Origin of the sequence: Bradyrhizobium sp. CIAT3101 (assembly GCF_029714945.1) — a bacterium.
Taxonomy (GTDB): Bacteria; Pseudomonadota; Alphaproteobacteria; order Rhizobiales; family Xanthobacteraceae; genus Bradyrhizobium.
Window position 1 is genome coordinate 3,232,323 of sequence record NZ_CP121634.1, and the last position, 25,080, is coordinate 3,257,402.

Below are 25,080 nucleotides of genomic sequence, written 5' to 3' on the forward strand. Positions count from 1 at the left end.
AGGCCTAGCCGCGGCGCAGCGCGAAATGCGCGCCGCAGAACGCCATCACGGCGCCGAGACACAGTGCCGCAAGGCCTGCGAGCACGCCGGAAATGGTCGGGATCGGGCTCGGCGCCGAGGCGGCCTGTCCGGCGCCGGCGAGCAGGAGCACGCCGACCGCGATCAGGAACTGACGCATCCGCTGCGGGATCTGGCCGGAGACGGCGCTTTGCATCAACGACGCCGTGAAATAGCCGCCGGAGAATCCGACGGTCGCAATCAGCCACCAGGCGATCGCAGCTCCGGTCGGCATGAACTCATGCGTGTCCGAGCGCCAGAGACCGCCGAGGTCGAGCCCGTAGCGCGCACCCAACATGTGCACCGCGAGCGCGAGCAGCACGCCCGAGATCATGGCGGCCCCGAGAATCAGGTGGCGCGGGAAATAGGTCGTCTCAGCCATGCCCTGCTTGTAGGATGGGGGAGGGCGGTCGCGCAAGCGGATCGCGGACGGGATTGAGTGATGCAGGTTTCGGACGGGAAGGGGCGGTGGGTCACGAGCTACGCATATAAGGCGTCGCTGATCGGCTCGGCACATCGCTTCGAGCTGACCGATGAGGGATTGTCCTGGCACATCGCCGGCCGCTCAGGCGTCTGGCGCTATGATGAGATCAGTGCAATCCGGCTGTCCTTCCGACCGGTTTCGATGCAGCAGCATCGCTTTCGCGCCGATGTCAGCCGTGCCAGCGGCGGTCGCATCGCGATCCTGTCGACGAGCTGGCAGACCGCGGCGCTGATGGCGCCGCAGGACCGCGGGTTTCGCGATTTTCTCGTCGAGCTGCACGCGCGGATGGCGAAGGCCGGCAGCCGCGCCGCGCTGACCGCAGGCCTCGGCCGCAAGACCTATGCGGCTGTGCTGGCGTTCCTCGCGGTGCTGGCCGTGGCGATGGCCGGACTGTTGATCCGCGCGCTGATGATCGGCGAAGTCGCCGGTCTCCTGTTCATCCTCGGCTTTGCCGCGTTATTCGCCTGGCAAGTCGGCGGCTTCGTCCGGCGCAACCAGCCGCGCAGCTACAGTTTTGATCGGCTGCCGGCTGGCCTGCTGCCCTAGCGCTCGTAACCGGCCGCAATCAAAATTGACTTCGCAGCCGCGCGCCGGTCCCGCATCGTGCCGCGATGACAGTTGGGAATCGCAGTACGCGCCTGCCGACGGCGGACGAGATCGCCGAGATCAATCGCACCCATCTGATCGATACGCCGCTTCAGCCGGCCGACTTGCTGTTTCTGTTCGGCACCCGCGAGGACGTGGTGCTGCGCGCCGAAACCGCCGCGCGGCTCTGGCGCGAGGGCTCTTTCCGCTGGTCGATTGTCAGCGGCGGCGCAACGCCCGGCTCGGAGCAATCCGAGTGCATGATCATCAAGGCGGCCATGGTCGATGCGGGCATTCCGGGGGATCGGATTCTCGAGGAGCATCGCGCGATGAACACCGGCGAGAACGTGATCTTCTCGCTGCCGATCATCGATGCGGCGCTGGGACTGCACAATATCCGCAGCGTGATCTGCCTCGGCAACACCTGGACCGCGCGGCGCTATCCGATGACATTGCACCGGCATTGGCCCGAGGTGACGAAGCTGCTGCTCACCGTCGACAGTTTTGCGACGCCACGCACGCTCTGGCATACCGACGATGAATTTCGTCGTCGTGTCCTGCACGAATGGGACAAGATCGGGCCGTACAAGGCGAGAGGCTTCATCGCCGAATGGCCGGAGCGTTGACCGGCGAGGGGCTACTCCGTCGAGTCGAAATCTTCCTCCTTGGTGCCGAGCAGCGATACGATCGTGCGCAGGCCGGAATCGAGTTGCTCGAACGAGGGCGGGGCGAGCGCCAGCCGCACGGCGTTCGGGGCATGGCCATGCGCGACCGCGAAGGTCGAGGACGGCGTCAGCGCGATGCCGCGCCGGGCCGCCGCGGCAACGAATGTCTGCGAGCGCCAGTGCGGCGGCAGCGTCAGCCAGAGATGATAGGAGCGCGCATCGGCGGCGATCTGGTAACCGGCGAGCAGTCGTGCCGCGGTCTGCTGGCGACGTGCGGCGTCGATGCGCTTGAGCCGTGTCAGCTCGGCGACGGTACCGTCGGCCATCAATCGCTGACCGGATGCGAGCGCGTGGCCCGAGGCGATCCAGCCGCCGGTGCGGACCGCGCTCATGACGCTCTCGCGCAAGTGAGGAGGCGCGACGAGGATGCCGAGCGCAAGACCCGGCGCGACCTTCTTCGAGAGGCTGTCGAGCACGATGCAGCGGTCCGGCCCCAGCGCCGCCAGCGGCGTGTCGTCGGCGAGGAAACCGTAGACGGTATCCTCGATGATGGTGAGGTCGAGCTTCTCGGCAACGCGCATGATGTCGGCGCGTCGCGTCGCGTTCATGGTGACACCGAGCGGATTCTGGATGATGGGCTGGAGATACAGCGCCGACAGATGCGCTTCGCGATGCGCCTTCTGGATCGCGTCGGGCCGCGCGCCGAATTCGTCCATCGGGATCGGCACCAGCGTAATGCCGAGCCGCGCGGCGATGCTCTTGACGTAGGGGTAGGTGAGCGCCTCGACGCCGCAACGTCCGCCGGTCGGCACGAGCGCTGCGAGCGCGGCCGCGAGCGATTGCTTGCCGTTGGCGGTGAATAGAATCTGCTCGGCCTGCGGCGTGAAATCCTTGCGCGCGAGATAGGCGGCAGCCGCATTGCGTGCGCTCTTGGTGCCGGTGCTGGTCGACGAGCGCAGCACGGCTTCCAAAGCGTCGACGCGTTCGAGCCCGGCGAGGCTCTTGGCGATCATTGCCCATTGCTGCGGCAATAACGGATAATTGACCTCGAAATCGATGCGCGCATCACGCGGTTCGGTGACGGTCTCGACCTCGCGCCTGATGTCGCCGGAGATGAAGGTGCCGCGCCCGACTTCGCCGACCACGAGCCCGCGGCGCAGCAGCTCCGTATAAACACGGCTCGCGGTCGAGACCGCTATGCCACGGTCATAGGCAAAGTTGCGCTGCGGCGGCAGCCGGTCGCCGGGTCTTAACGTGCCTTTAGAGATATCTGCGGCAATGGCATCCGCAAGCTTCACGTACTCGAACTTGGACATTATTGCACCGAGAGCAATGTTTTCCTTGCTCCGAGCAATGTACTGGAGCATTTAAGTTCCATCAAGGTCCGCGATTGAGCCGAGGAAAGCGAGAGCAATCCGATGGCAAATGAGGTGCAGATGCTTAAGGCATTTGCGCCAACGGCATCCGCTTCGCCGCGCAGGACCAAAGGCCGGAGAAGAAACATGACCACGATCTCGCAAACTGCCGGGCGGAGTTTACGCCCATCCTCGTCGAGCGGATTTTTTGCCACGCTCGTCAACGCCGCCTATGCCCTGTTCGACCGCCTGGAGCGCCGCTCCGCCGTCAAGACGCTGAACGAGCTCGACGACCGCGCTTTGCGCGACATCGGGATCAACCGCAGCCAGATCGAAGACGCCGTCTACGGCCAGTTCAAGGCCGAGCTGACGCGGTATCTGTGAGTGCCTTCGCTCTCGCCCCGGACGCGCTGCAACGCCTTGGTGTTGCGGCGCAGAGCCGGGAGACGAGAGCGGAGTCTTAGCCCGCAACAGCCGCCGCATCGTCATTGCGAGCGCAGCGGATAATCCAGACCGTAATCAAGCCAGCGCGACCTGGCCCCACACGCCGCCATAGGCTCGATCGTCCTCGGACCGATCAGGCCTGCGGCGAGGCCTCGCCGGAGCGCTGCGCGTGCGCCGATGCCGGACATCGAGCCGCTGCAACTGCGCGGCGACGTGGCCTGCGAGCATCGCGACGCGTGCCGCCGCTTGTTTGACGACGAACAAGATCGTCGTGACGCGGCTGAGTACCCCGATCAGGAACAGCACCGAGAAGATGTCGATATAGGCGAGGAAGTCGCCGATCAGCATCAGTTCCGGCGGAATCGGGATGCTGTGGTAGTAGGCGCCTATCAGGATGACGACGGGGATGAAGGCGACGACCTTCCGCACCGTCAGCCTGTCCAGCAGCGCGGCCAGTTGCACCACCAGCACTTCCCACAGTGCATCGCCGATTGCGAGCGGGACCTCGTAGGTCCATCTCCGCCACCATTGCTTCACGACATTGCTCCGAGTTCAGTGCCTCACCACCAGCACCGAGCACTTCGCGTAGCGCACGACATGCCCGGCGTTGGAGCCGAGGAAATAGGTCCGCATCGCAGGCCGATGCGAGGTCATGACGATCAGGTCGGCCTTCATGTGCGCGGCTTCCTCCAGGATCTCGTGATAGATGCCGCCCTGGCGCACGACGCTTGAGATGTGCGATGCCTCGATCCCGGATTCGCGCGCGACGATGGCGAGCGCCTCTTCCGAGGTCTGGCGCTGCTGTTCGTCGAAGTCGGCCGGGACGTATTCGGCGAGCATCACTGGCGTCATCGGCAGCACGTTGAGCAGCCGGACCGATCCGCTCCAGTTCTGCGACAGCGTCGTCGCGGTCGCGATCGCAGGCTTTGCGAGGTCGGTGTCGGCGAGGTCGATGGGCACGAGAATGGACTTGAACATCTGCGCCTCCCTAGTGACCAAGCTGCATCAACCGGTCGAGACGGCGCCCGCGCGTCTCATCCCAGTCGAAGCAACTTGGGGCTGACGAACAGCACCAGTTTGCCGCGGCGGTAGGCCACGTCCCCCCAATCCTTGACGTCAAAGTCGAGGACCGCAAGCCCCGCCGTGGGCAGATTGCCGGCAAGCGCCTTGGCGCCGGCCGGATCGCCGCTGCCCATCAGCATCAGGCCGGCCTCGTGCATGCCCGGATTATGCCCGACCAGCAGCAACTGCCTGGGATTGGCCGGAATCGTTGCAGTGCGAATGGTTTCAAGGATCTGCGCGGGATCGGCGCCGTAGAGTTCCGGCAGGATCTCGACCTGCGGTGCTGCGACGCGGTCCTTCATCGCCTGCCAGGCGATATCCCAGGTCTGCCGGGCACGGACGGCGTGCGACACCAGCACGAGTTCGGGCACGGGCGGGTGAGCGGCGATCCAGTCGCCCATTTCGGCGGCGTCCCGCTGGCCGCGGTCGTCGAGCCGGCGGTCCTGGTCGCGGCCGCTCGGCGCGTCGGTCTCGGTCTTGGCGTGACGCAGCAGCATCAAACGGCGCATGGCATTCTCGAATCGTTCCACGTCCAGAATAATCTACAGGCGCCGGTTGAGGACAAGGTGACAAGCGCCCGATTGGTCCTTTAAGAAGATTGCTCCGTTGACAAAACGACATGAGCGAGACTTTCACAAGCGTGTCCCAGGAAGAAGCCGGCTTTCGTGAACGTGCGCGGCTGTCGTTTGATCTCGACGCCGACATTTGCGTGATCGGGGCGGGGCTTGCCGGCCTCTCCATTGCGCTGGAGGCGGCCCGGCTCGGGGCCAGCGTCGCGGTGCTCGAGGGCCGCCATATCGGCTGGAACGCCTCCGGCAACCAGCTCGGCACCGTGACGCCGGGCTTCGCGCTGCCGCTCACGGATCTGATCGAGCGCATCGGCTTCGAGGACGCCAGCGAATTGTGGACGCTCTCGAAGGAGGGCGCCGAGTTCGTCCGCGCCAATGCCACCGAAGAGAACATGCCGGGCATCGGCATCACCGACGGCGTTCTGGAAGTCTCCAACGTCGATGCCGGCGACCGGCTGATCAGCCGGCTCCAGATGCTGAACGAGGATTTCGACACCGAGGTCGAGGGCTGGCAGGTCGATCGCGTTCGCGAGGCGCTCAAGACCGATCGTTACTTCCACGGCATCTACTATCCCAAAGCATTCCAGGTCGACGGCCGCAAATATGTGCATGGCCTTGCCGTGCTGGCGCGGCGCGCCGGTGCCCGCATCTTCGAGGATACGCCGGTCGTCAGCATCGATCATTCCGGTATCCGCAAGCGCATCGTCACGCCGTCGGCGCGGCTGCGCGCCACGCACATCGTGCTTGCCGGCAACATTCATCTCGGCGCGCCCTTGCGGCGCCTGTCGGAGACGCTGCTACCGGTCTGGCGCCATGCCGGTATCACCGCGCCGCTCGGCGAGCGCGTGCACGAGATCATCGGCTTCAAGGGATCCGTGATGGATTCCGATGGCGTCGATCATTTCCGCATCGTCGATGGCGATCGCCTGATGTGGGAGAGCCCGGAGACGACCTGGGCGGCGCGGCCGCAGCGATTTGCCGGCGCCGTCAAGCGGCGGATCCGCACGATCTTTCCCCAGCTCGGCAATGTCGAGATCACCGACACCTTCGGCGGTGCCACCGGCCAGACCGTGCACGGCATGCCGCAGATCGGCCAGCTGCGCAAAGGTCTGTGGGTGGCGAGCGGGTTCGGCCGCCAGGGCATGAACACCTCCGCCATGGCCGGGCAGCTGATCGCACGCAGCATCCTGTGGGGCGACGAGCGCTGGAAGCTGTTCTCGCCGTTCGAGCTGGTCTGGGCCGGCGGCACCACCGGACGGGTCGCAGGCCAACTGGTCGGAGTTTGGGGCAGGGCAAGTTCCGCCGCCGCGGGGTCGCTCGCCCGCTATCGCGAACGGGCCCGGGTCAAGGATAGGGAACGCGAGGCGCGGCTGGCCGAGGCCAATCGGGCTGCCGGCACCGGTCCGCGCCGTCCGCCGCCCGGGGTTCGGCCGCGGCCGGCTCCGGCACCGCAGCCGCCAGCGACGGAGCAGGCGGAACCGGTCCCCCAAGACCAAGGCGTCTCGCAATAAGTTGAGAAAAATCCCGCCTGGAAGTGTAACGTCCGCCGTTAGAATCCGTATCTCAGGGCGTGGACTTCCTGCGCACGGAGAAAGACATGTTTGACCGCCGCATCCTGTTGACGACCGTCGCCGGTCTGTTTGGCCTTTCGGCCTTCCGCTGGTTGAGGGGAACACCCGCTGAGGCTGGAGAGAAGGCCGCACAAAAGTTCGAGATCGAGAAGACCGACGCCGAGTGGCGGGCCCAGCTCACCCCGCAGCAATATGAGATCCTCCGCAAGGAAGGCACCGAACGGCCGGGCTCCAGCCCGCTCTTGAAGGAGCATCGCAAGGGCACCTTCGCCTGCGCCGGCTGCGACCTGCCGCTGTTCGCCTCGGAAACCAAGTTCGAGAGCGGCACGGGGTGGCCGAGCTTCTACCAGCCGATCGAGGGCAATGTCGGCAAGACCGAGGACCGCACCTTCGGCATGGTGCGCACCGAGGTGCACTGCCGGCGCTGCGGCGGCCATCTCGGCCACGTCTTCGACGACGGTCCGAAGCCGACCGGATTGCGCTACTGCATCGACGGTTTCGGGCTGGTGTTTCATCCCGCGGCGCCGTCGGCGACTTAGGGCGTTATATGAAGTGTTTCCCCGGCAATTGTTGCCGGTCCGGCAATTATGCCCCGGTCATCCGACCGGGGCATGTCTATTTAAGTCATTGATTTCCTGAGAATACCCGCATTGGCATAGGCCTTGCGACGTCTCCTCCGACTGCGGCCATGGTCTGCCGGCCGCCGAGATCGGATTTGGAGACAAAGTTATGGGTATCTTCGATGCAATGAACACCTCGGTGGGTGGCCTGCAGGCGCAGTCCTACGCGCTTCAGAACATCTCGGGCAACATCGCGAACTCGTCCACCACCGGTTACAAGGGCATCGGGACCTCATTCGAAGATCTCATCCCGGACGCCTCCGTGCCGAGCAAGCAGGTCGCCGGCGGCGTCACTGCGCATGCGCAGGCGACCATCACCACCCAGGGTACGATCTCGTCCTCCACCGTCGCCACCAACATGGCGATCACCGGCGACGGCTTCTTCTCGGTGCAGAAGGCGACCGGCGTCGTCGACAACGTGCCGGTATTCAACGGCGTCACGAATTACACCCGCCGCGGCGACTTCCAGGTCAACGCCAACGGCAACCTCGTCAACGGTGCCGGCTACTATTTGATGGGCGTCGCGGTCGATCCAAAGACCGGCAACCCGACCGGCAACGTGCCGACGGTGCTGCAATTCCAGAACAACTTCGTTCCGGCTCAGGCGACCACCGCGATTCAGTATGCGGCGAACCTTCCGACCCAGCCGAACACGGTGGCAAGTTCGACGGCGGCCAGCGGTTCGCTCTTGGCCAATGGTGGTCTTAATCCGTCCGACTTCGCGGCGAACCCGCTGCCGATCGGCACGCCGGCGACGCCCTATTCGGATGCCACGATCACCGGCACGTCCGTCCACAACGAGAATACGACGCCAGTGCCGATCACCACTGCAACAAAGCTGTCGGGCACCGCGCCGAGCGACTCGCTGACGTCGAACTTCGTCGCCGGCAACACCATCGTCGTGGGCACCTCGCCCGCGACTACCATCACTATCACTGCAGCAGGCACCGGCGCGCAGGACGCAACCCACGTCCGCGCCGACGATACAGTCGGCGACCTGCTCACGGCGATCGGGACCGCCACGGGCGTGCAGCCGACCATCAACGCCTCGACCGGCGCCATCACCTTCCACACAGGCACGGCGCAGGATCTCAGCATCACGAGCACCGCGCCCGCGTTCTCAGCGCTCGGATTCACGAGCCCGGTGACCAAGGCGCGCAACGGCGGCGGCACGGCCGGCACCGGGACGGTGATCGGCAACGACATCGCGACCTTCACCAAGGAATCCATCAGCGGCGGTGCCGTGACGGCCTACAACGCGGCCGGCACGCCCGTGAACATGCAATTGCGCTGGGCCAAGACCGACAGCGCGGCACTGGGCACAGGACATACGGACAGCTGGAACTTGTTTTATCAGACCGACCCGAACGCGACCGGTACGACGGTCGGCTGGGTCAATAGCGGCCAGACCTTCACCTTTGCCAGCGACGGTTCGCTGTCCACGCCGACCGGCTCGGGCATCACCATCAACAACGTCAGCGTCAGCGGCCAATCACTCGGCTCGGTCGCTTTCAACATCTCTTCGGGTGGGTTGACGCAATATGCCAGCACCAGCGGTGCCGTCACCATCAACACCATCACGCAGAACGGCTACGCCGCCGGCCAGCTCCGTTCGGTCGCCGTCAACAACAACGGCCTTGTAGTCGGCACCTTCTCCAACGGCCAAAACCTCGACCTCGCTCAGGTGTCGCTGTCGCACTTCAATGGCACCAACTACCTCAAGGCGTTGGATGGCGGCGCCTATGCCGTCACCGATCAGTCTGGTCCGGCGATCGACGGCGCCTCGGGCACCATCAGCGGCTCGTCCCTAGAGGGATCCAACACCGACATCGCCGACGAATTCACCAAGCTGATCGTGACCCAGCAGGCCTATTCGGCCAACACCAAGGTGATCACGACGGCGAATTCGATGGTCCAGGATCTCCTCAACGTGTTGCGCTGATCGGCGCGTAACGTAACCAAAGGCGGCAAGTAAGATGGGTTTGAGTTCAGCCCTTGCCAGTGCGATGAGCGGTCTGCGTGCCAACCAGGCCGCGCTGTCGATCGTCTCGTCGAACGTCGCAAACTCGCAGACGCCGGGTTACGTCGCCCAGACGCCGAACCAGATCGAAGTCACCACCGGTGACTTCGGCTCGACTGCGAAGACGACCGGCGTCAGCCGCGACATCGACAGCTATGTGCAGAACCAGCTGCGCACCGAGACCGGCGGCAGCGGCTATGCCGACCAGATGGCCAACATTCTGAAGCAGCTTCAGAATGTCTATGGCACGCCCGGCAACAGCGGCACGCTCGAAAACGCGCTGAACAACTTCACCTCTTCGCTCCAGGCGCTCTCGACCAGCGCAGGCTCGTCGTCGGCGCAAACGGTCGCGCTCGGTGCCGCGCAGTCGCTGGCGACGCAGCTCAACGTCACCACCAAGGGCATCCAGTCGCTGCGCTCCAATGTCGAGCAGGATCTCGGCACCTCATCGCAGCAGGCCAACGCGGCGATGAGCCAGATCGCCGACATCAACACCAAGCTCCAGGGGTTGGCTCCCAGCGATCCATCCGCCGCATCGTTGATGGACCAGCGCGACCAGGCCATCAACACGCTGTCGAAATTCGTCGACGTTCGTGTCACCACCGACGGATCAAACCAGGCCAACATCTACACTACCACCGGCATTCAGCTCGTCGGCGCGGGACTGGCCTCGCAGTTCTCCTTCGCATCTACCGGCACGCTTTCGGCGACCTCGCTCTACAACGTCGATCCGACCAAGTCCGGTGTGGGGGCGTTGACCATCAAGCTGCCAAACGGATCATCGCTCGACGTCGTCGCCAACAACGTTGTCTCCTCCGGCCAGATCGCAGCCGATCTCAAGCTGCGCGACCAGACGCTGGTGCAGGCGCAGAACCAGGTCGACCAGCTCGCCGCGACGATGTCGAGCGCACTGTCTGACAAGACCACGGCAGGCAGCGCGGTTGCGGGCCCGCCGGCCGGCTTCGACGTCGACCTCGCGGGTGCGGCGCCCGGCAACACCGTCAACATTACCTACACGGATACAACGACCAACACGCAGCGCCAGATCACGCTGGTCAACGTCACCGATCCGGCGGCTTTGCCGCTTCAGAACGCTGCTAACGCTAATCCGATGCAAGTTGGAGTCAATTTCTCCGCCGGCATGGGCGCGATCGCGTCGGCGCTCAGTGCCACGCTTTCCGGTGCGCATCTGTCGTTTTCCGCCGCCCCGTCGCCGGCTACCGCCACGACGTTGCGGATCACCGATGACGGCACCGGTCTCGCCAAGGTCAATTCGTCGGCCGCCACCAAGACGATCTCGTCGCTGACGTCGGGCAGCCCGCAACTGCCGCTGTTCACCGACGGCAGCACGGCGCTCTACACAGGTGCGATCACGGCGTCGGGTTCGCAGATGACCGGCCTTGCCGGCCGCATTTCGGTCAACCCGTCACTGGTCACCGACCCGACAAGGCTGTCGATCTACAGCACCTCGCCGGTGACGCCCACCGGTGACACCACGCGCTCGGACTATCTCTATTCGCAGCTCACCAACACGGTGTTTTCCTATTCACCGCAGACCGGTCTCGGTTCGGCCAGCCAGCCGTTCACCGGCAGCGTCTCGAACTATCTCCAGCAGTTCCTGAGCGTTCAGGCCAACGCCTCGACCCAGGCGACCGCCCTCCAACAGGGCCAGAGCGTCGTGGTCTCGACGCTGCAGGCCAAGTTCAACTCGACCTCCAGCGTCAATCTGGACTCGGAGATGTCGAACCTGATCCAGCTTCAGAATGCCTATGCCGCCAACGCCCATGTCATGTCGGTGGTGCAGAGCATGATGAATACGTTGATCCAGGCTCAAGGGTAATCAGTAGGGCTCTGAAACATGTCGATCAGCAGCATCAATTACGGTTCGTCGGTCCTCGGCGCACAGATCCGCAACATCAACCAGCAGCTCACCGACCTGTCGACGCAGCTCTCGACCGGCAAGCTGTCGCAGAATTATTCAGGCATGGGCACCAACGAAGGCTTTGCGATCGCCTCGCGCGCGCAGCTTTCGAACATCGCCGCCTATACCGACACGATCACCAACGTCAACGTCAACATCAACCTCGCCAACACGGCACTGCAGTCGCTGACGACGATCCGCAACACGGTGCAGACGGGCTCGGCCACCAGCTCACAGGATCTCAACGTCAACGGCCAGACGGTGGCGCAGAACACCGCCGCCGCGCAGTTCGGCTCGATGGTTGGCGTCCTCAACACGCAGTCGGGCAACCGCTACCTGTTCTCCGGCACCGCCTACAACACGCAATCAGTCGCCAACGCCGGTGACATCATCAACGGCACCACGACGCAGGCCGGCCTGAAGCAAGTCATGGCGGAGCGTCAGGCTGCCGACCTCGGCACCAATGGCATGGGCCGGCTTGTGCAGTCGACGCTGCCCTCGGGCGCGATCCAGGTGCAGGAGGATTCGGCGACGTCGCCGTTCGGGCTCAAGATCGCGGCGGTCTCCTCGACACTGACGGGTGCGACCGTGACCGGCCCAAGCGGCTCGCCGGTGTCGTTCTCGGTCAATCTCAACGGCGTCAATCCGAAGAACGGCGACAAGCTCAGCGTACAGTTCACGCTGCCGGATGGTTCGACCGAGCAGATCGACCTGACGGCGTCCAGCGCTACGCCGACGCCGGTCGGCAGCTTTGCGATTGATCCCGGCAATCCCAATGTCATTCCGGCGGTTGCTCCGAACCCGGCCATTACCTCGTCGAACCTCAACACCGCGCTGAACACCGCGATCACGAAGCTCGCCAACACCTCGCTGGTGGCAGCATCCGCCGTGGCTGCCGGCGACAATTTCTTCAATACGGCGGGATCGGCCACCGCGAACACGGCGGCCACCGGCAATCTGAGCTCCTATACCTCGACGACCGGGACGGGCTCGGTCGCGTTGCAGGACACCGCAGCGGCGGCTGCGTCGACGGCCACGTCGCTCGATTCTTCGGCGACACCCCATCTCAACGGAACCATTCTCAACGCGCTCGCCAACGCTCCGACCGGGACCACCCTGACCATCACCGGCGCGAACGGCGCCCACACGATCACCTTCGACCCTACCGTCACCACGGTCACGACGGCCAGCGGCAACACCACGATCGGATTGGCTTCGGGCAGCACCGCCAAGGTGTCTGACATCTTGAGCGCGATCGCGACGGCCGCAGGCGTCCCCTCCGCCAACGTGACCCTGAGCGCCAGCGGCAATATCCAGATCGCCACTGGCACCGGCACAGACGTGGCGGTCACCGGCGGTGCGGCGGCCACGGCGCTCGGTCTCGGCAGCGTGACGCGCGGCAGCGTGCCGTCGACGGCTCCGATCACAGGTTCAACTGTGCTGAGCGGCACTGCGACGACGGGCGGTCCCTCAGTCCTCTCGACGGCGTTCCAGGCGGGGTCGGCGGGTCCGCCTGCCGTTAGCCCCGATACGATTACGGTGAACGGTCAGACGCTGACCTTTGTCGCCTCGGGTGCCACAGGTCCAAACCAGATCAACGTTACCGACAATGTCTCAACTCTGCTTAGCAAGATCGATCAGCTCACTGGCACCTCGAAACCATCGACCATCCATGGTGGCGTGATCACGATCAACACGGACGATCCCGGCAGCCTCAACATCACGAGCTCGAACAGCACGGCGTTCGCGGCGCTCGGCTTCACGACGTCCCCGGTCACGGCGGCAAAGGCTCCGCTGCGCGTCGGCTCCTCGCCTGCGGGCTCGGCGACGACCTTGGTGGACGGCTCGGCCACGACCGTGAAATGGTACACCGGCAATGACGGTCCGGGGTCGGCGCGCTCGACCGCGGTGGCGCGGGTCGATGATTCCGTCACGGTGCAATATGGCGCCCAGGCCGACGAGGACGCGATCCGCAAGCAGCTGCAGGCGGTCGCCGTGTACGGCACGTTCTCGACCTCGCCGACCGGGCAATATTCGGGTGCGGCGGTCGCAGCCCTGAGCCTGCGTACCACCCAGGCACTTACCCCGCAGGCGGGCCAACAGAAAATCGAGGACATCCAGACCGACATCGCGATGGCCCAGAACACCATGAAGGACGCGACCACGCGCCAGACCCAGGCCAAGGCGCAGCTGCAGAACATCGTCGATCAGGCGGAGTCGGCCTCGCCCGACCAGGTGGCGAGCGAAATCCTGTCGCTTCAGAACGCGCTGCAGGCGTCTTACCAGACTACCGCCAACCTCGCGCAGCTCTCGTTGGTCAAGTACCTGTAAGGGCGCATTAAGGCGCCGTTAACCATGCCTGTTTACCTCTTGGTGAGGATTTGAGCGGGGGCGGAGCCGTCAATGTCGGACAAGATGCAACTGGTGGTGGCTACGCCATGCTTCGGCGGGCAGGTGTCGAGCATTTACGCGAGCTCGATCTTCGCGCTGCAGCGCGCCGTGCACGGCATGTCCAATCTCGGGCTCAAGGTGCACTTGCGCGACGGCGACGCGCTGATCACGCGCGCGCGGGCCAATCTGGTCGCGATGTTCCTGGACGACCCGGACGCGACGCATTTCCTGTTCATCGACGCCGATATCGGCTTCAAGCCGGAGCAGGTCTTCCGGTTGATCGAATCCGGCGCCGACGTCGTCGCCGGCTGCTATCCGATCAAGCGGGTCAATTGGGACAAGGCAACGCGCGCGATCAAGGCGGGACGGACCGACGTCACGGCGGCCTCGCTCGACTACGTGCTCGAGATCGAGGATCCCGACCGCATCGTGGTGGTCAACGGCTTTACCCGCGTGCGCTATGCCGGCACCGGTTTCCTGATGATCCGGCGCCAGGCGCTGGAGGCGATGTGCCGCCATCCGGACTATGCCAATCTGCAATTCTTCCGCGAGCATTCGCATGACTCGCTGGTCGCGAGCCAGAACCGGTTCGCGCTGTTCGAATGCATGATCGATCCGGCGACCGGCACCTATCTCTCGGAAGACTTCGCCTTCTGCAAGCGCTGGACCGATATCGGTGGCGAGATCTGGGCCGACATCCAGAGCTCGCTCGACCACGTCGGTCCTTCGGTGTTCCATGGCGACATCGCCTCGCAATTCGCAGCCGCACCCGCGGTGGCGGCGGCCGACGCGGCGTGAGCCTGTCGGGATGAGCACCGGCGCATCCCACCTCGCAGATATCGAGCGAGCGTCCGAGGGCGGCTCGCGCTATCGCTTGCGCGATCTCTTCACGCCGCTGGATACGCTGCTCGTCTCCGGCGGCGACCAGCGGCTGGCGCTCGACCCGAGGGAGCGCGTCAATGCCTATGGCTGCGCGCCGTCGCCCGAACCCGAGATCTGGAATTTCGCCTCATCGACTGCGTCGACGATCTCGCAAGCAGGCTATGATCGAGCCGCGCTGGCGCGCGAGGAGCTGGTCCACAAATCGCTGTTCGACGAAGTCGAGATCGCCTTCGACCGGCGCTGCGAGGACCTGCGCGACGAACTGCGCGGACACTTCCAGCTCTCGCCGCGCGTCGATGTCGTGTTCTCGCCATCGGGTACCGATTCCCAGCTCCATGCCTTGTTCCTGGCGCACGCGGTGCTTGGCGGACCGCCGGTGTCCATCGTGGTCGGGGCCGACCAGACCGGCAGCGGAACGGCTCATACCGCACGCGGGCACCATTTCAGCACGATGACGGCGAGCGGCGTTGCCGTGCGCAAGGACGCTGCGATCGCGGGTCTTTCCGGTGACAGCATCGCGGTACCGCTGCTCGACGCCACGTCCGGCCTCGCGATGCGCACCGACGCGGATGCCGAGGTCATGCGTGCAATCGAGGACAGCCTCGCGCAAGGCCGGCGCGTTTTGTTGCACATTATGGATTCGTCAAAGCTCGGCTGGCGTGCGCCGAGCGCCGCCTGTCTCGATGAGATCGCGCGGCGCTGGCCGCGCAAGGTTCAGGTCGTCGTCGATGCCTGTCAGGCGCGGCTTGGCCGTCGCCGGCTGCGCTCCTATCTCGATCGCGGTTACATGGTGCTGATCACCGGCTCGAAGTTCTTCGGCGGTCCTGCCTTCAGCGGTGCACTGCTGGTGCCGAAAGGACTGTCGCGCGCGCTCGACCGGATTGAAGGGATCGCGCCGGGCTTCTTCGATTATGCCGGCCGCTGCGACTGGCCGATGATGTGGACGGCGCTGCGCTCGCGCTTCGAACGCCGTCCGAATTTCGGCCAGTGGCTGCGCTGGGAAGCGGCGCTGGCCGAGATCGGCAACTACTACGCCGTGCCGGGGGCGTTCCGTGCCAAGGCGGTCGCCGAGCTTGCAGCCGGCATCGGCAGCATGATCGCGCTGTCGCCGTCGCTGCGCGCCGTACCGGCGGCCTTCGACGAGGCGGGCGTGGACGACGAGGAATTCGCGCGGCCTACGATCTTTCCATTCACGCTGCTTCGCAACGGCAAGCCGGTATCCATCGCCGATACCAGCGCCGTTCATCGCGCCCTGGCGCGGGACATGAACGACGACATCGTCGGGAGCGTGGCGGACCGGCAGGTTGCCGCACAACGCTGTCTCGTCGGCCAGCCGGTGCGGTTGGCGCAACCGGACGGCGCGCCGCAGGCTGCGTTGCGCCTTTGCATCGGCGCGCGGCTCGTCACCGACGCCTGGTCGCCCGACGGCGCGCAAGCGCAACACAATGTGCAGCATATCCTCGATCGCATCGCCCACGTCCTGGTGAAGACCGAGCTGCTGCTTGACCATACCGCCGCTGTGCCGGCGTAGCCCTCATAGGTGTGAGATGTTGCATCCGCTTGCCGCGCCGAACTTTGCCGATCGTATCGGCTTTGCGCATTTGACCCGCCAGGCCTTCGAGGGCATCGATCTGCACCCGTTGCGCGAGCGGCTGCTGGCGCGGATCGCGGAGGGGACGGCGCAGGCTGGCGAGGGATTGGATCTGTCGCTGATCGCCCAGCTGATGGGCGAGAAGGAAGCAGGCCTCGTGATCCAGTCCGAGGTGCTCTCCTTCCATCAATTGTTTCGCACGCCGTCTGCGGCGCCGAAGCCCGGCTTGCGCGTGCTTGCGCTTGCGGCCGATATCGACATGGGCGGCAACACGCCGATCGAATTCTTGCTCGAAGGCTCCGATATCGAGCTCCTGACGCTCTATGTGACCAAGGACAAGGGCCTGCCGGAAGCGCTGCCTGAGCACGACGTTGCCATCGTGGTCGCATCCGACTCCGAGGAATGCCGCGAAGCGCTGGCGATGATCGAGAAAGCCGCGCCGCGCTGGCCGCGACCGCTGCTCAATCGCCCCGAGTTGATCGGCAATCTCGATCGCGACAAGCTCTACCGGTTGCTGGCTGATATCCCGGGTCTCGACATTCCCGTGACCGCCAACGCAACGCGTGCGCAATTGACGGCTCTCTCCGAAGGGCGGATCGCTTGCGCGGAGATCTCGGGCGAATTGCACTTTCCGATGATCGCACGGCCGCGCGGCACGCATGCCGGCGTCGGGCTTGCGAAGGTTGACGATGCTGCGGCGCTCGCGGCCTATCTTGCCGAACGGCAGGAGCTGGATTTCTTTGTGGCGCGTTTCGTCAACTACGCGAGCCCCGACGGACTCTTTCGCAAGATCCGGCTCACCATGGTCGACGGCAAGCCTTATGCCTGCCACATGGCGATCGCCGATCGCTGGGACATCTGGTATCTCAACGCGTACATGGCGTTCAGCGAAGAGAAGCGCGCCGAAGAAGCCATCTTCATGCAAGACTTCGATCGCGCCTTCGCTGCACGTCACCAGAATGCGCTCGACGAAATGAGCCGGCGCGTCGGCCTCGATTACTTCATCGTCGATTGCGCCGAGAACCAGAACGGCGAGCTCCTGGTGTTCGAGGCCGACAACACGGCCGTCGTGCACAACATGGATTCGCCAGTGGTGTTTCCGTACAAGCCGCCGCAGATGCGCAAGATCTTTGCCGCGTTCACCGCGATGCTGTCGCGGCATGCCAAAGCCTGCGTGGGGAGTGCAGCATGAACGAGATCATCCGCAACGCGCAGGCATCTGTCACGAACGGATCGCTCGATCCGCAGGACTGGAGCGAGTTTCGTGCACTCGCCCATCGCATGCTGGACGAGGCGATCGACGGCATCGCCAATGTCCGCGCGCGGCCGGTCTGGCAGCCGATCCCCGACGAGGTTCGCGCGGCAGTCCGGACCGACGTGCCGCGCGAAGCGACGTCTCTCGCCGACGTCTATCGCGAATTCTCCGAGCATGTCGCGCCTTACGCGACCGGCAACGTCCATCCCGGCTTCATGGGCTGGGTGCACGGCGGCGGCACAGCCGTCGGCATGGTCGCGGAGATGCTTGCAGCAGGCCTCAATGCCAATCTCGGCGGACGCGATCACATGCCGATCGAGGTCGAGCGTCAGATCGTCGCGTGGATGCGCGGCTTGTTCGGCTTTCCGGAAGGTGCGAGCGGCATTTTCGTCACCGGTACGTCGATGGCCAATCTGATGGCGGTGCTGGTGGCGCGCACCAGCGCGCTCGGTACGCTGGCGCGCCAACACGGCATCGGCAATGACGGGACGTTGCTCACGGCCTATGCGTCGAAGGCCGCGCATGGCTGTATCTCCCGCGCGATGGACATCGCTGGCTTCGGCACCGACGCGCTGCGCAAGATTGGTGTCGACACCGATCATCGCATCGATGTCGCCGCGCTGCGCGCGCAGATCGCGATCGATCGCGAGGTCGGCTTCAAGCCGTTCCTGGTCACGGCATCGGCCGGCACGGTCGACATCGGCGCGATCGACGATCTCAAGGCAATCGCGGACCTGTGCCGCGAAGAGGGCATCTGGTTTCACGTCGATGGTGCCTTTGGTGCGCTCGCGATCCTCTCGCCCGAGCTTGCGCCGCTGCTCGCTGGCATCGAGCTTGCGGATTCGATCGCGCTCGACTTCCACAAATGGGGGCAGGTGCCTTATGACGCCGGCTTCCTGCTGGTGCGTGACGGTGAACGGCATCGGCAGGCCTTTGCACAGCCGGCGGCCTATCTGAGCCGCGAGGCGAGGGGGCTTGCGGCCGGTGCTGTCTGGCCGTGCGATCTCGGTCCGGATCTGTCGCGCGGTTTTCGTGCGCTGAAGACGTGGTTCACGCTGAAGACATTCGGCACCGACCGGCTGGGTGAGGTGATCGCACGCAGCTGCGCGCTCGCGCGATATCTCGAGACGCGCGTGCTCGCCGAGCCCAGGCTCGAATTGCTCGCGCCGGTCAATCTCAACATCGTCTGCTTCCGCTATCGCGCCGACGATGCGATCAATCGGGAGATTGTCGCCGATGTCCAGGAGTCCGGCATTGCCGCACCGTCAAGCACGACGCTGGACGGCAGGTTCGCGATCCGCGCGGCGATCGTCAATCATCGTACCGCCGAGACGGACATCGACGCGCTGGTGTCGGCCGTGATCAAGTTCGGCACGCGGCGGACCGGCGGATTGATCGAGGTCGCTGCGCCGCCGCTCGCGGCGCAGTGATATCAGAGAGCGTCAAAATAAAGCCGCCCCGGACATGGTCCGGGGCGGCATCGTTTCAGATGTGCGAAGCGCTCAGGCGGCCGAGCTGACGTCACCCTTGATGCCATCCTTTGGGTGGGTGGCTTCGAATTGCTCACGCAGCTTGTCTTCATAGGCGATCAGCTTGCGGGCATCCTTCAGCGCCCGGTAGAGATCGCCGCTCATGATGTGGTTGTTGATCTCTTCGATGATCGGCCAGGCGCTTGGCACGGCGGTGACGATGTCGCGCACCAGGTTGAAATAGGTGCCGTGCTGGCCCTGCGGGTCCGGCGAGATGTACATGAGCTGGACCGCCAGATAGACGAGCTTGGCGGGCGTATCCGCGGTCTCGGGCGTGAGGATATCGCGCTCGCGCAGGATCGGCACGTTCTCGCCGTCGATCAGAAGGCGGGCGCGCTGGTCGGTGTTGGTGATGACGCAGTTCCCGACAATAATGCGTTCGTGCGGCCTGAGCTCGACCTTGAGGGCCATTGCCTGTTCTCCATCAACGCTTTCGTAACCGAAGCGCGTGTTGTGGCGGATCAGGGTGCAATACTCCCTCAACATTAGTTAACGAGTTGTGAATCCGGGCCAGCACCACGGAAAAGCTCAATCATATCAATGTTGAAATTGCCCGGCGGCGCCGCGTCACGTCGGCACTGATTGCCCGAATCACGCCGCGACTCAGCGAAAGCGGCGATTTCATTTCATGCTTCGTTAGATTCTCGGCGCCACGGTCCGCCAGTCGCTGGATCAATCAAGATCCATGCAGACGCGTAACAGTAGCGTCGTTTACCAGAAAGGTAACAGAGTTATGTCCGGTATCGTCCTCTCGGCATCGGTTCGTCAGAACCTCCTCTCCCTCCAGTCCACCGCTGATCTTCTCGCCACCACGCAGAACCGTCTGTCGACGGGCAAGAGCGTGAACTCGGCCCTGGACAATCCGACCAACTTCTTCACCGCCCAGTCGCTCGACAATCGCGCCAGCGACATCAACAACCTCCTCGACAACATCGGCAACGGCGTGCAGGTGCTGCAGGCTGCCAACACCGGCATCACCTCGCTGCAGAAGCTCGTCGACTCCGCCAAGTCGATCGCCAACCAGGCGCTGCAGACCACCGTCGGTTACTCCACCAAGTCCAACGTCTCCACCACGATCTCCGGTGCGACGGCGGCCGACCTGCGTGGCACCACCTCGTTTGCGAGCACGGTTGCGAGCAGCAACGTCCTGTTCGACGGCACCGCCGGCGGCACGCACGCTGCGAGCGGCACCACGACCCTCGGCGCGACCCAGGGCGTTCTCACCGGTGCGGCGGCAACCGCCGGCGACGGCTCGACGGCCATTACGGCGGCGATCACGCTGCTCGGCACCGGTGCCGCGACCGCGACCGGCCTGGTCGGCAACGCCCAGCCCTCGGACGGCGACACGCTGACCGTCAACGGTCACACGATCACCTTCCGCTCCGGCGTGGCCCCGACCTCCTCGACCGTTGCGAGCGGCCTTGGCGCCAGCGGCAACATCACCACCGACGGCGCGGGCAACTCGACCATCTATCTGGGTGACACCACGACCCAGAAGGGTACGGTCGGTGACCTCGTCACCGCGATCGACCTTGCCAGCGGCGTGAAGGTTGCCTCGATCACCGCCGGTTCGGCGACGATCTCCCAGAGCGCCAATGCGACCGCCGTTTCGGACGTCGGTGTCACGACGGCCAGCAAGCTCACGCTGCACAGCTCGAGCGGTGCCGATCTGAGCATCACCGGCAAGGCCGACTTGCTGAAGGCCCTCGGCCTGTCCACCGCCACCGGCGGCGGCAACGCGACGGTGAACGTGAACCGCACCACCAGCTCCGGCTCGCTGGGTCAGCAGATCCAGGACGGCTCGACGCTGAATGTCGACGGTCATGTCATCACCTTCAAGAACGGCGCCGTTCCGGGCTCCACGGGTGCTCCGGCGATCCCGAGCGGCTCCGGTGTCAGCGGCAACGTCCTCACCGACGGTGCCGGCAACTCGACGGTCTATCTGTCGTCCGGCACGATCTCCGACGTGCTGAACGCGATCGACCTTGCCTCCGGCGTGCAGACCGCGACCATCGCGGCCAACGGCACAGCGACGCTGAAGACCGCGACCGGCCAGACCAACTCGTCGATCAACGCCTCGGGCCAGCTCAAGGTCTCGACCGGCGTGAATGCCGACCTGTCGATCACCGGCACGGGCAATGCGCTGAACGTGCTCGGCTTCGCCGGCAACACCGGCACCGGGACCGCGTTCACCGCGGCCCGTACCTCGGGCATCGGCGGCATTGCCGGCAAGACCTTGACCTTCTCCTCCTTCAACGGCGGCACGGCGGTCAACGTTACCTTCGGCGACGGCACCAACGGCACGGTCAAGACGCTCGATCAGCTCAACTCGCAGCTCCAGGCCAACAACCTGTCCGCGACGATCGACGCCAACGGCCTGCTGACGGTCTCGAGCACCAATGACTACGCGTCCTCAACCATCGGTTCGAGCGCCGCGGGCGGTGTCATCGGTGGTACGCTGACCTCGGCGCTGACGTTCTCGACGGCTTCCAGCCCCGTCCAGGACACGGTTGCCCAGACGGCTCGCGCCAACCTGGTGTCTCAGTACAACAACATCCTGAGCCAGATCGACTCGACCTCGCAGGACTCCTCGTTCAACGGCGTGAACCTGTTGAACGGCGACCAGCTCAAGCTGACCTTCGACGAGACCGGCAAGTCGAGCCTGAACATCACGGGTGTGACGTACAACTCGAAGGGCCTGGGTCTTGCCTCGTTGACCAACGGTGTCGACTTCATCGACAACGCTGCGACCAACAAGGTGCTGACCAACCTGAACGCCGCGTCGAGCACGCTGCGCTCGGAAGCGTCGACCCTCGGTTCGAACCTCTCGGTGGTGCAGGTTCGTCAGGACTTCAACAAGAACCTGATCAACGTGCTGCAGACCGGCTCGTCCAACCTGACGCTGGCCGACACCAACGTCGAAGCGGCGAACAGCCAGGCGCTGTCGACCCGTCAGTCGATCGCGGTCTCCGCGCTGTCGCTGGCCAACCAGTCGCAGCAGAGCGTGCTGCAGCTGCTCCGCTAACAAGCGGACGACGTCGCAAGCAAGATCCGGCGGCGGGGCTTCGGCCCCGCCGCTTTCTTTTTGCGTGGCATTACGGTGTCGCTGCCTCGGATAAAGACGATGCCTTCGAAGGCAAGCAGTTTGTGTGCTGCGCGTTATGGTTGACAAATGGCAAATGTCCTGCCGCTGCACCAACGCGCTTAGATGTAGACAATGCAATTGAATGCAGCGAATTGCTCACTCTGAGTTATGGTTGACAAGTGGCAAACGCGCCGCCGCTGCATCGAAAAGCATCATTCGATCATGACGATAGAAGCGGGCGCGATGCGGTGCGAAGCGCGCATATGGTGAATCCAAGCAAGGACTCGCGCGACACGCTTCATGCTTTGTTAGCCCTCAACGTTCACCGTCCCGGCATCGATTAATCCTAATCGAAGTTTGTTGCGTTGCGTACCAGAAGGGTAACACTCAATGTCCGGTATTGTTCTCTCCTCATCGGTTCGTCAGAACCTCCTCTCCCTCCAGTCCACCGCTGATCTTCTCGCCACCACGCAGAGCCGTCTGTCGACGGGCAAGAGCGTGAACTCGGCTCTGGACAATCCCACCAACTTCTTCACCGCCCAGTCGCTCGACAATCGCGCCAGCGACATCAACAACCTGCTCGATGGCATCGCCAACGGCGTGCAGGTGCTGCAGGCTGCCAACACCGGCATCACCTCGCTGCAGAAGCTGATCGATAGCGCGAAGTCGATCGCCAACCAGGCGCTGCAGACCACCGTCGGTTACTCCACCAAGTCCAACGTCTCCACCACGATCTCCGGTGCGACGGCGGCCGACCTGCGTGGCACCACCTCGTTTGCGAGCACGGTTGCGAGCAGCAACGTCCTGTTCGACGGCACCGCCGGCGGCACGCACGCTGCGAGCGGCACCACGACCCTCGGCGCGACCCAGGGCGTTCTCACCGGTGCGGCGGCAACCGCCGGCGACGGCTCGACGGCCATTACGGCGGCGATCACGCTGCTCGGCACCGGTGCCGCGACCGCGACCGGCCTGGTCGGCAACGCCCAACCCTCGGACGGCGACACGCTGACCGTCAACGGTCACACGATCACCTTCCGCTCCGGCGTGGCCCCGACCTCCTCGACCGTTGCGAGCGGCCTTGGCGCCAGCGGCAACATCACCACCGACGGCGCGGGCAACTCGACCATCTATCTGGGTGACACCACGACCCAGAAGGGTACGGTCGGTGACCTCGTCACCGCGATCGACCTTGCCAGCGGCGTGAAGGTTGCCTCGATCACCGCCGGTTCGGCGACGATCTCCCAGAGCGCCAATGCGACCGCCGTTTCGGACGTCGGTGTCACGACGGCCAGCAAGCTCACGCTGCACAGCTCGAGCGGTGCCGATCTGAGCATCACCGGCAAGGCCGACTTGCTGAAGGCCCTCGGCCTGTCCACCGCCACCGGCGGCGGCAACGCGACGGTGAACGTGAACCGCACCACCAGCTCCGGCTCGCTGGGTCAGCAGATCCAGGACGGCTCGACGCTGAATGTCGACGGTCATGTCATCACCTTCAAGAACGGCGCCGTTCCGGGCTCCACGGGTGCTCCGGCGATCCCGAGCGGCTCCGGCGTCAGCGGCAACGTCCTCACCGACGGTGCCGGCAACTCGACGGTCTATCTGTCGTCCGGCACGATCTCCGACGTGCTGAACGCGATCGACCTTGCCTCCGGCGTGCAGACCGCGACCATCGCGGCCAACGGCACGGCGACGCTGAAGACCGCGACCGGCCAGACCAACTCGTCGATCAACGCCTCGGGCCAGCTCAAGGTCTCGACCGGCGTGAATGCCGACCTGTCGATCACCGGCACGGGCAATGCGCTGAACGTGCTCGGCTTCGCCGGCAACACCGGCACCGGGACCGCGTTCACCGCGGCCCGTACCTCGGGCATCGGCGGCATCACCGGCAAGACCTTGACCTTCTCCTCCTTCAACGGTGGCACGGCGGTCAACGTCACCTTCGGCGATGGCACCAACGGCACAGTCAAGACGCTCGATCAGCTCAACTCGCAGCTCCAGGCCAACAACCTGACCGCGACGATCGACGCCAACGGCCTGCTGACGGTCTCGAGCACCAATGACTACGCGTCCTCGACCATCGGTTCGAGCGCCGCGGGCGGCGTCATCGGTGGTACGCTCACCACTTCGCTGACGTTCTCGACGGCGTCTACGCCCACGCAGGATACTGTTGCCCAGACGGCCCGTACCAATCTGGTCAGCCAGTACAACAACATCCTCCAGCAGATCGACTCGACCTCGCTCGACTCGTCCTTCAACGGTGTCAACCTCTTGAACGGCGATCAGCTCAAGCTGGTGTTCGACGAAACCGGAAAGTCAAACCTCAACATCACCGGCGTGACCTACAACTCGAAGGGTCTCGGCCTTGCCGCACTGACCGGCGGTGTCGACTTCATCGACAACGCCGCGACCAACAAGGTGCTGACCAACCTGAACTCCGCGTCGAGCACGCTGCGTTCGGAAGCCTCCGCCTTGGGTTCGAACCTGACGATCGTGCAGGTTCGTCAGGACTTCAACAAGAACCTGATCAACGTGCTGCAGACCGGCTCGTCGAACCTGACGCTGGCCGACACCAACGTCGAAGCGGCGAACAGCCAGGCGCTGTCGACCCGTCAGTCGATCGCGGTCTCTGCGCTGTCGCTGGCCAACCAGTCGCAGCAGAGCGTGCTGCAGCTGCTCCGCTAACAAGCGGACGACATCGCAAGCAAGATCCGGCGGCGGGGCTTCGGCCCCGCCGCTTTTTTTTGTTCGCCATCGGCATTCGAGGAGGCGGGAGCGATCGAAAAAGTAACCAGCGGTTATGGTTAATGGAGAGTAAGCGCGCAGAATCGCCAATGATTTCAGGCCGATTGCGAGGCCTGGCAACGCGTCACAATGGTTTATGGTGAACCGGCGCTTATGACAGTGAGACGCGTTTCACCCTTTGTTAGCCATGTCAGCGCACCCTGTGGCCGTCACTCGATCCAGAAGCGATCGAACGAAGACGCGTAAGCCAGA

General features: G+C 64.5%; 20 protein-coding genes. 14 read left to right on the forward strand and 6 right to left on the reverse strand.

The features are described from left to right. Positions 1–4: 4 nt before the first annotated feature. A complete protein-coding gene (locus QA645_RS15045; protein ID WP_254132612.1) occupies positions 5–439 on the reverse strand; it encodes a hypothetical protein in 435 nt (144 codons plus the stop codon). Between the two features lie 60 nt (positions 440–499). On the opposite strand from QA645_RS15045, the gene QA645_RS15050 reads away from it, so the two are divergent. Together QA645_RS15050 and QA645_RS15055 are read left to right on the forward strand one after the other, a co-directional pair. Beyond that, complete coding sequence (locus QA645_RS15050; protein ID WP_283051166.1) at positions 500–1,087, forward strand: hypothetical protein; 588 nt, start codon at positions 500–502, stop codon at positions 1,085–1,087. Positions 1,088–1,152: 65 nt separating this feature from the next. Next, positions 1,153–1,752, forward strand: a complete 600-nt coding sequence (locus tag QA645_RS15055) for a YdcF family protein (RefSeq protein ID WP_283051168.1) — start codon at positions 1,153–1,155, stop codon at positions 1,750–1,752. Between the two features lie 11 nt (positions 1,753–1,763). On the opposite strand, the gene QA645_RS15060 is transcribed toward QA645_RS15055, so the two are convergent. Continuing rightward, a complete protein-coding gene (locus QA645_RS15060; RefSeq protein WP_254132609.1) occupies positions 1,764–3,107 on the reverse strand; it encodes a PLP-dependent aminotransferase family protein in 1,344 nt (447 codons plus the stop codon). Positions 3,108–3,293: 186 nt separating this feature from the next. Here QA645_RS15060 and QA645_RS15065 point away from each other — a divergent pair, with 186 nt between their 5' ends. Next, positions 3,294–3,530 carry a DUF1127 domain-containing protein gene (locus QA645_RS15065; protein WP_128958298.1) on the forward strand — a complete coding sequence of 79 codons (237 nt, stop codon included), beginning with the start codon at positions 3,294–3,296 and terminating at the stop codon, positions 3,528–3,530. A gap of 135 nt (positions 3,531–3,665) precedes the next feature. On the opposite strand, the gene QA645_RS15070 is transcribed toward QA645_RS15065, so the two are convergent. The 3 genes from QA645_RS15070 to QA645_RS15080 are packed head-to-tail and all read right to left on the reverse strand — an operon-like array spanning position 3,666 to position 5,161. Further along, entirely contained in the window at positions 3,666–4,127 is a 462-nt protein-coding gene (locus QA645_RS15070) for a hypothetical protein (RefSeq protein WP_283051174.1), read from the reverse strand. Positions 4,128–4,142: 15 nt separating this feature from the next. Beyond that, positions 4,143–4,568: a universal stress protein gene (locus QA645_RS15075; RefSeq protein ID WP_234679478.1), complete on the reverse strand. Its 426-nt coding sequence runs from the start codon at positions 4,566–4,568 to the stop codon at positions 4,143–4,145. 56 nt (positions 4,569–4,624) lie between these two features. Further along, positions 4,625–5,161: a histidine phosphatase family protein gene (locus tag QA645_RS15080; protein ID WP_283051180.1), complete on the reverse strand. Its 537-nt coding sequence runs from the start codon at positions 5,159–5,161 to the stop codon at positions 4,625–4,627. A 110-nt stretch (positions 5,162–5,271) separates the two neighbouring features. On the opposite strand from QA645_RS15080, the gene QA645_RS15085 reads away from it, so the two are divergent. The 9 genes from QA645_RS15085 (at position 5,272) to QA645_RS15125 (ending at position 18,902) form a co-directional block, all read left to right on the forward strand. Continuing rightward, the gene (locus QA645_RS15085; protein WP_283051182.1) at positions 5,272–6,732 is read left to right on the forward strand and encodes an FAD-binding oxidoreductase; all 1,461 of its coding nucleotides are present in this window, start codon (positions 5,272–5,274) and stop codon (positions 6,730–6,732) included. A gap of 86 nt (positions 6,733–6,818) precedes the next feature. Continuing rightward, positions 6,819–7,331: a peptide-methionine (R)-S-oxide reductase MsrB gene (gene msrB, locus QA645_RS15090; protein WP_283051184.1), complete on the forward strand. Its 513-nt coding sequence runs from the start codon at positions 6,819–6,821 to the stop codon at positions 7,329–7,331. 190 nt (positions 7,332–7,521) lie between these two features. Then, the gene (locus tag QA645_RS15095; protein ID WP_283051185.1) at positions 7,522–9,354 is read left to right on the forward strand and encodes a flagellar hook-basal body complex protein; all 1,833 of its coding nucleotides are present in this window, start codon (positions 7,522–7,524) and stop codon (positions 9,352–9,354) included. A gap of 34 nt (positions 9,355–9,388) precedes the next feature. Next, positions 9,389–11,272, forward strand: coding sequence for a flagellar hook-associated protein FlgK (gene flgK, locus QA645_RS15100; protein ID WP_283051187.1), 1,884 nt, complete (start codon positions 9,389–9,391; stop codon positions 11,270–11,272). Between the two features lie 18 nt (positions 11,273–11,290). Beyond that, positions 11,291–13,684 (forward strand): flagellar hook associated protein, encoded by a 2,394-nt coding sequence (locus tag QA645_RS15105; protein ID WP_283051188.1) that lies wholly within the window; start codon positions 11,291–11,293, stop codon positions 13,682–13,684. Between the two features lie 72 nt (positions 13,685–13,756). Beyond that, positions 13,757–14,542 (forward strand): hypothetical protein, encoded by a 786-nt coding sequence (locus tag QA645_RS15110; RefSeq protein WP_283051190.1) that lies wholly within the window; start codon positions 13,757–13,759, stop codon positions 14,540–14,542. 10 nt (positions 14,543–14,552) lie between these two features. After that, positions 14,553–16,157, forward strand: a complete 1,605-nt coding sequence (locus QA645_RS15115) for a hypothetical protein (protein WP_283051192.1) — start codon at positions 14,553–14,555, stop codon at positions 16,155–16,157. Between the two features lie 16 nt (positions 16,158–16,173). Beyond that, a complete protein-coding gene (locus tag QA645_RS15120; RefSeq protein WP_283051193.1) occupies positions 16,174–17,409 on the forward strand; it encodes a hypothetical protein in 1,236 nt (411 codons plus the stop codon). After that, positions 17,406–18,902, forward strand: a complete 1,497-nt coding sequence (locus QA645_RS15125; protein WP_283051195.1) for an aspartate aminotransferase family protein — start codon at positions 17,406–17,408, stop codon at positions 18,900–18,902. Before QA645_RS15120 ends, QA645_RS15125 begins: the two co-directional genes overlap by 4 nt. A 72-nt stretch (positions 18,903–18,974) precedes the next feature. Here QA645_RS15125 and flbT read toward each other — a convergent pair whose 3' ends face one another. Beyond that, positions 18,975–19,412, reverse strand: a complete 438-nt coding sequence (gene flbT, locus QA645_RS15130) for a flagellar biosynthesis repressor FlbT (protein WP_254132597.1) — start codon at positions 19,410–19,412, stop codon at positions 18,975–18,977. Positions 19,413–19,734: 322 nt separating this feature from the next. Between flbT and QA645_RS15135 the strand changes: the two genes are divergently transcribed. Together QA645_RS15135 and QA645_RS15140 are read left to right on the forward strand one after the other, a co-directional pair. After that, a complete protein-coding gene (locus QA645_RS15135) occupies positions 19,735–22,026 on the forward strand; it encodes a DUF1522 domain-containing protein (RefSeq protein ID WP_283051198.1) in 2,292 nt (763 codons plus the stop codon). A 450-nt stretch (positions 22,027–22,476) separates the two neighbouring features. Beyond that, on the forward strand, positions 22,477–24,768 hold the full coding sequence (locus tag QA645_RS15140) for a DUF1522 domain-containing protein (RefSeq protein WP_283051200.1): 2,292 nt from the start codon (positions 22,477–22,479) through the stop codon (positions 24,766–24,768). The last annotated feature ends 312 nt before the right edge of the window (positions 24,769–25,080 follow it).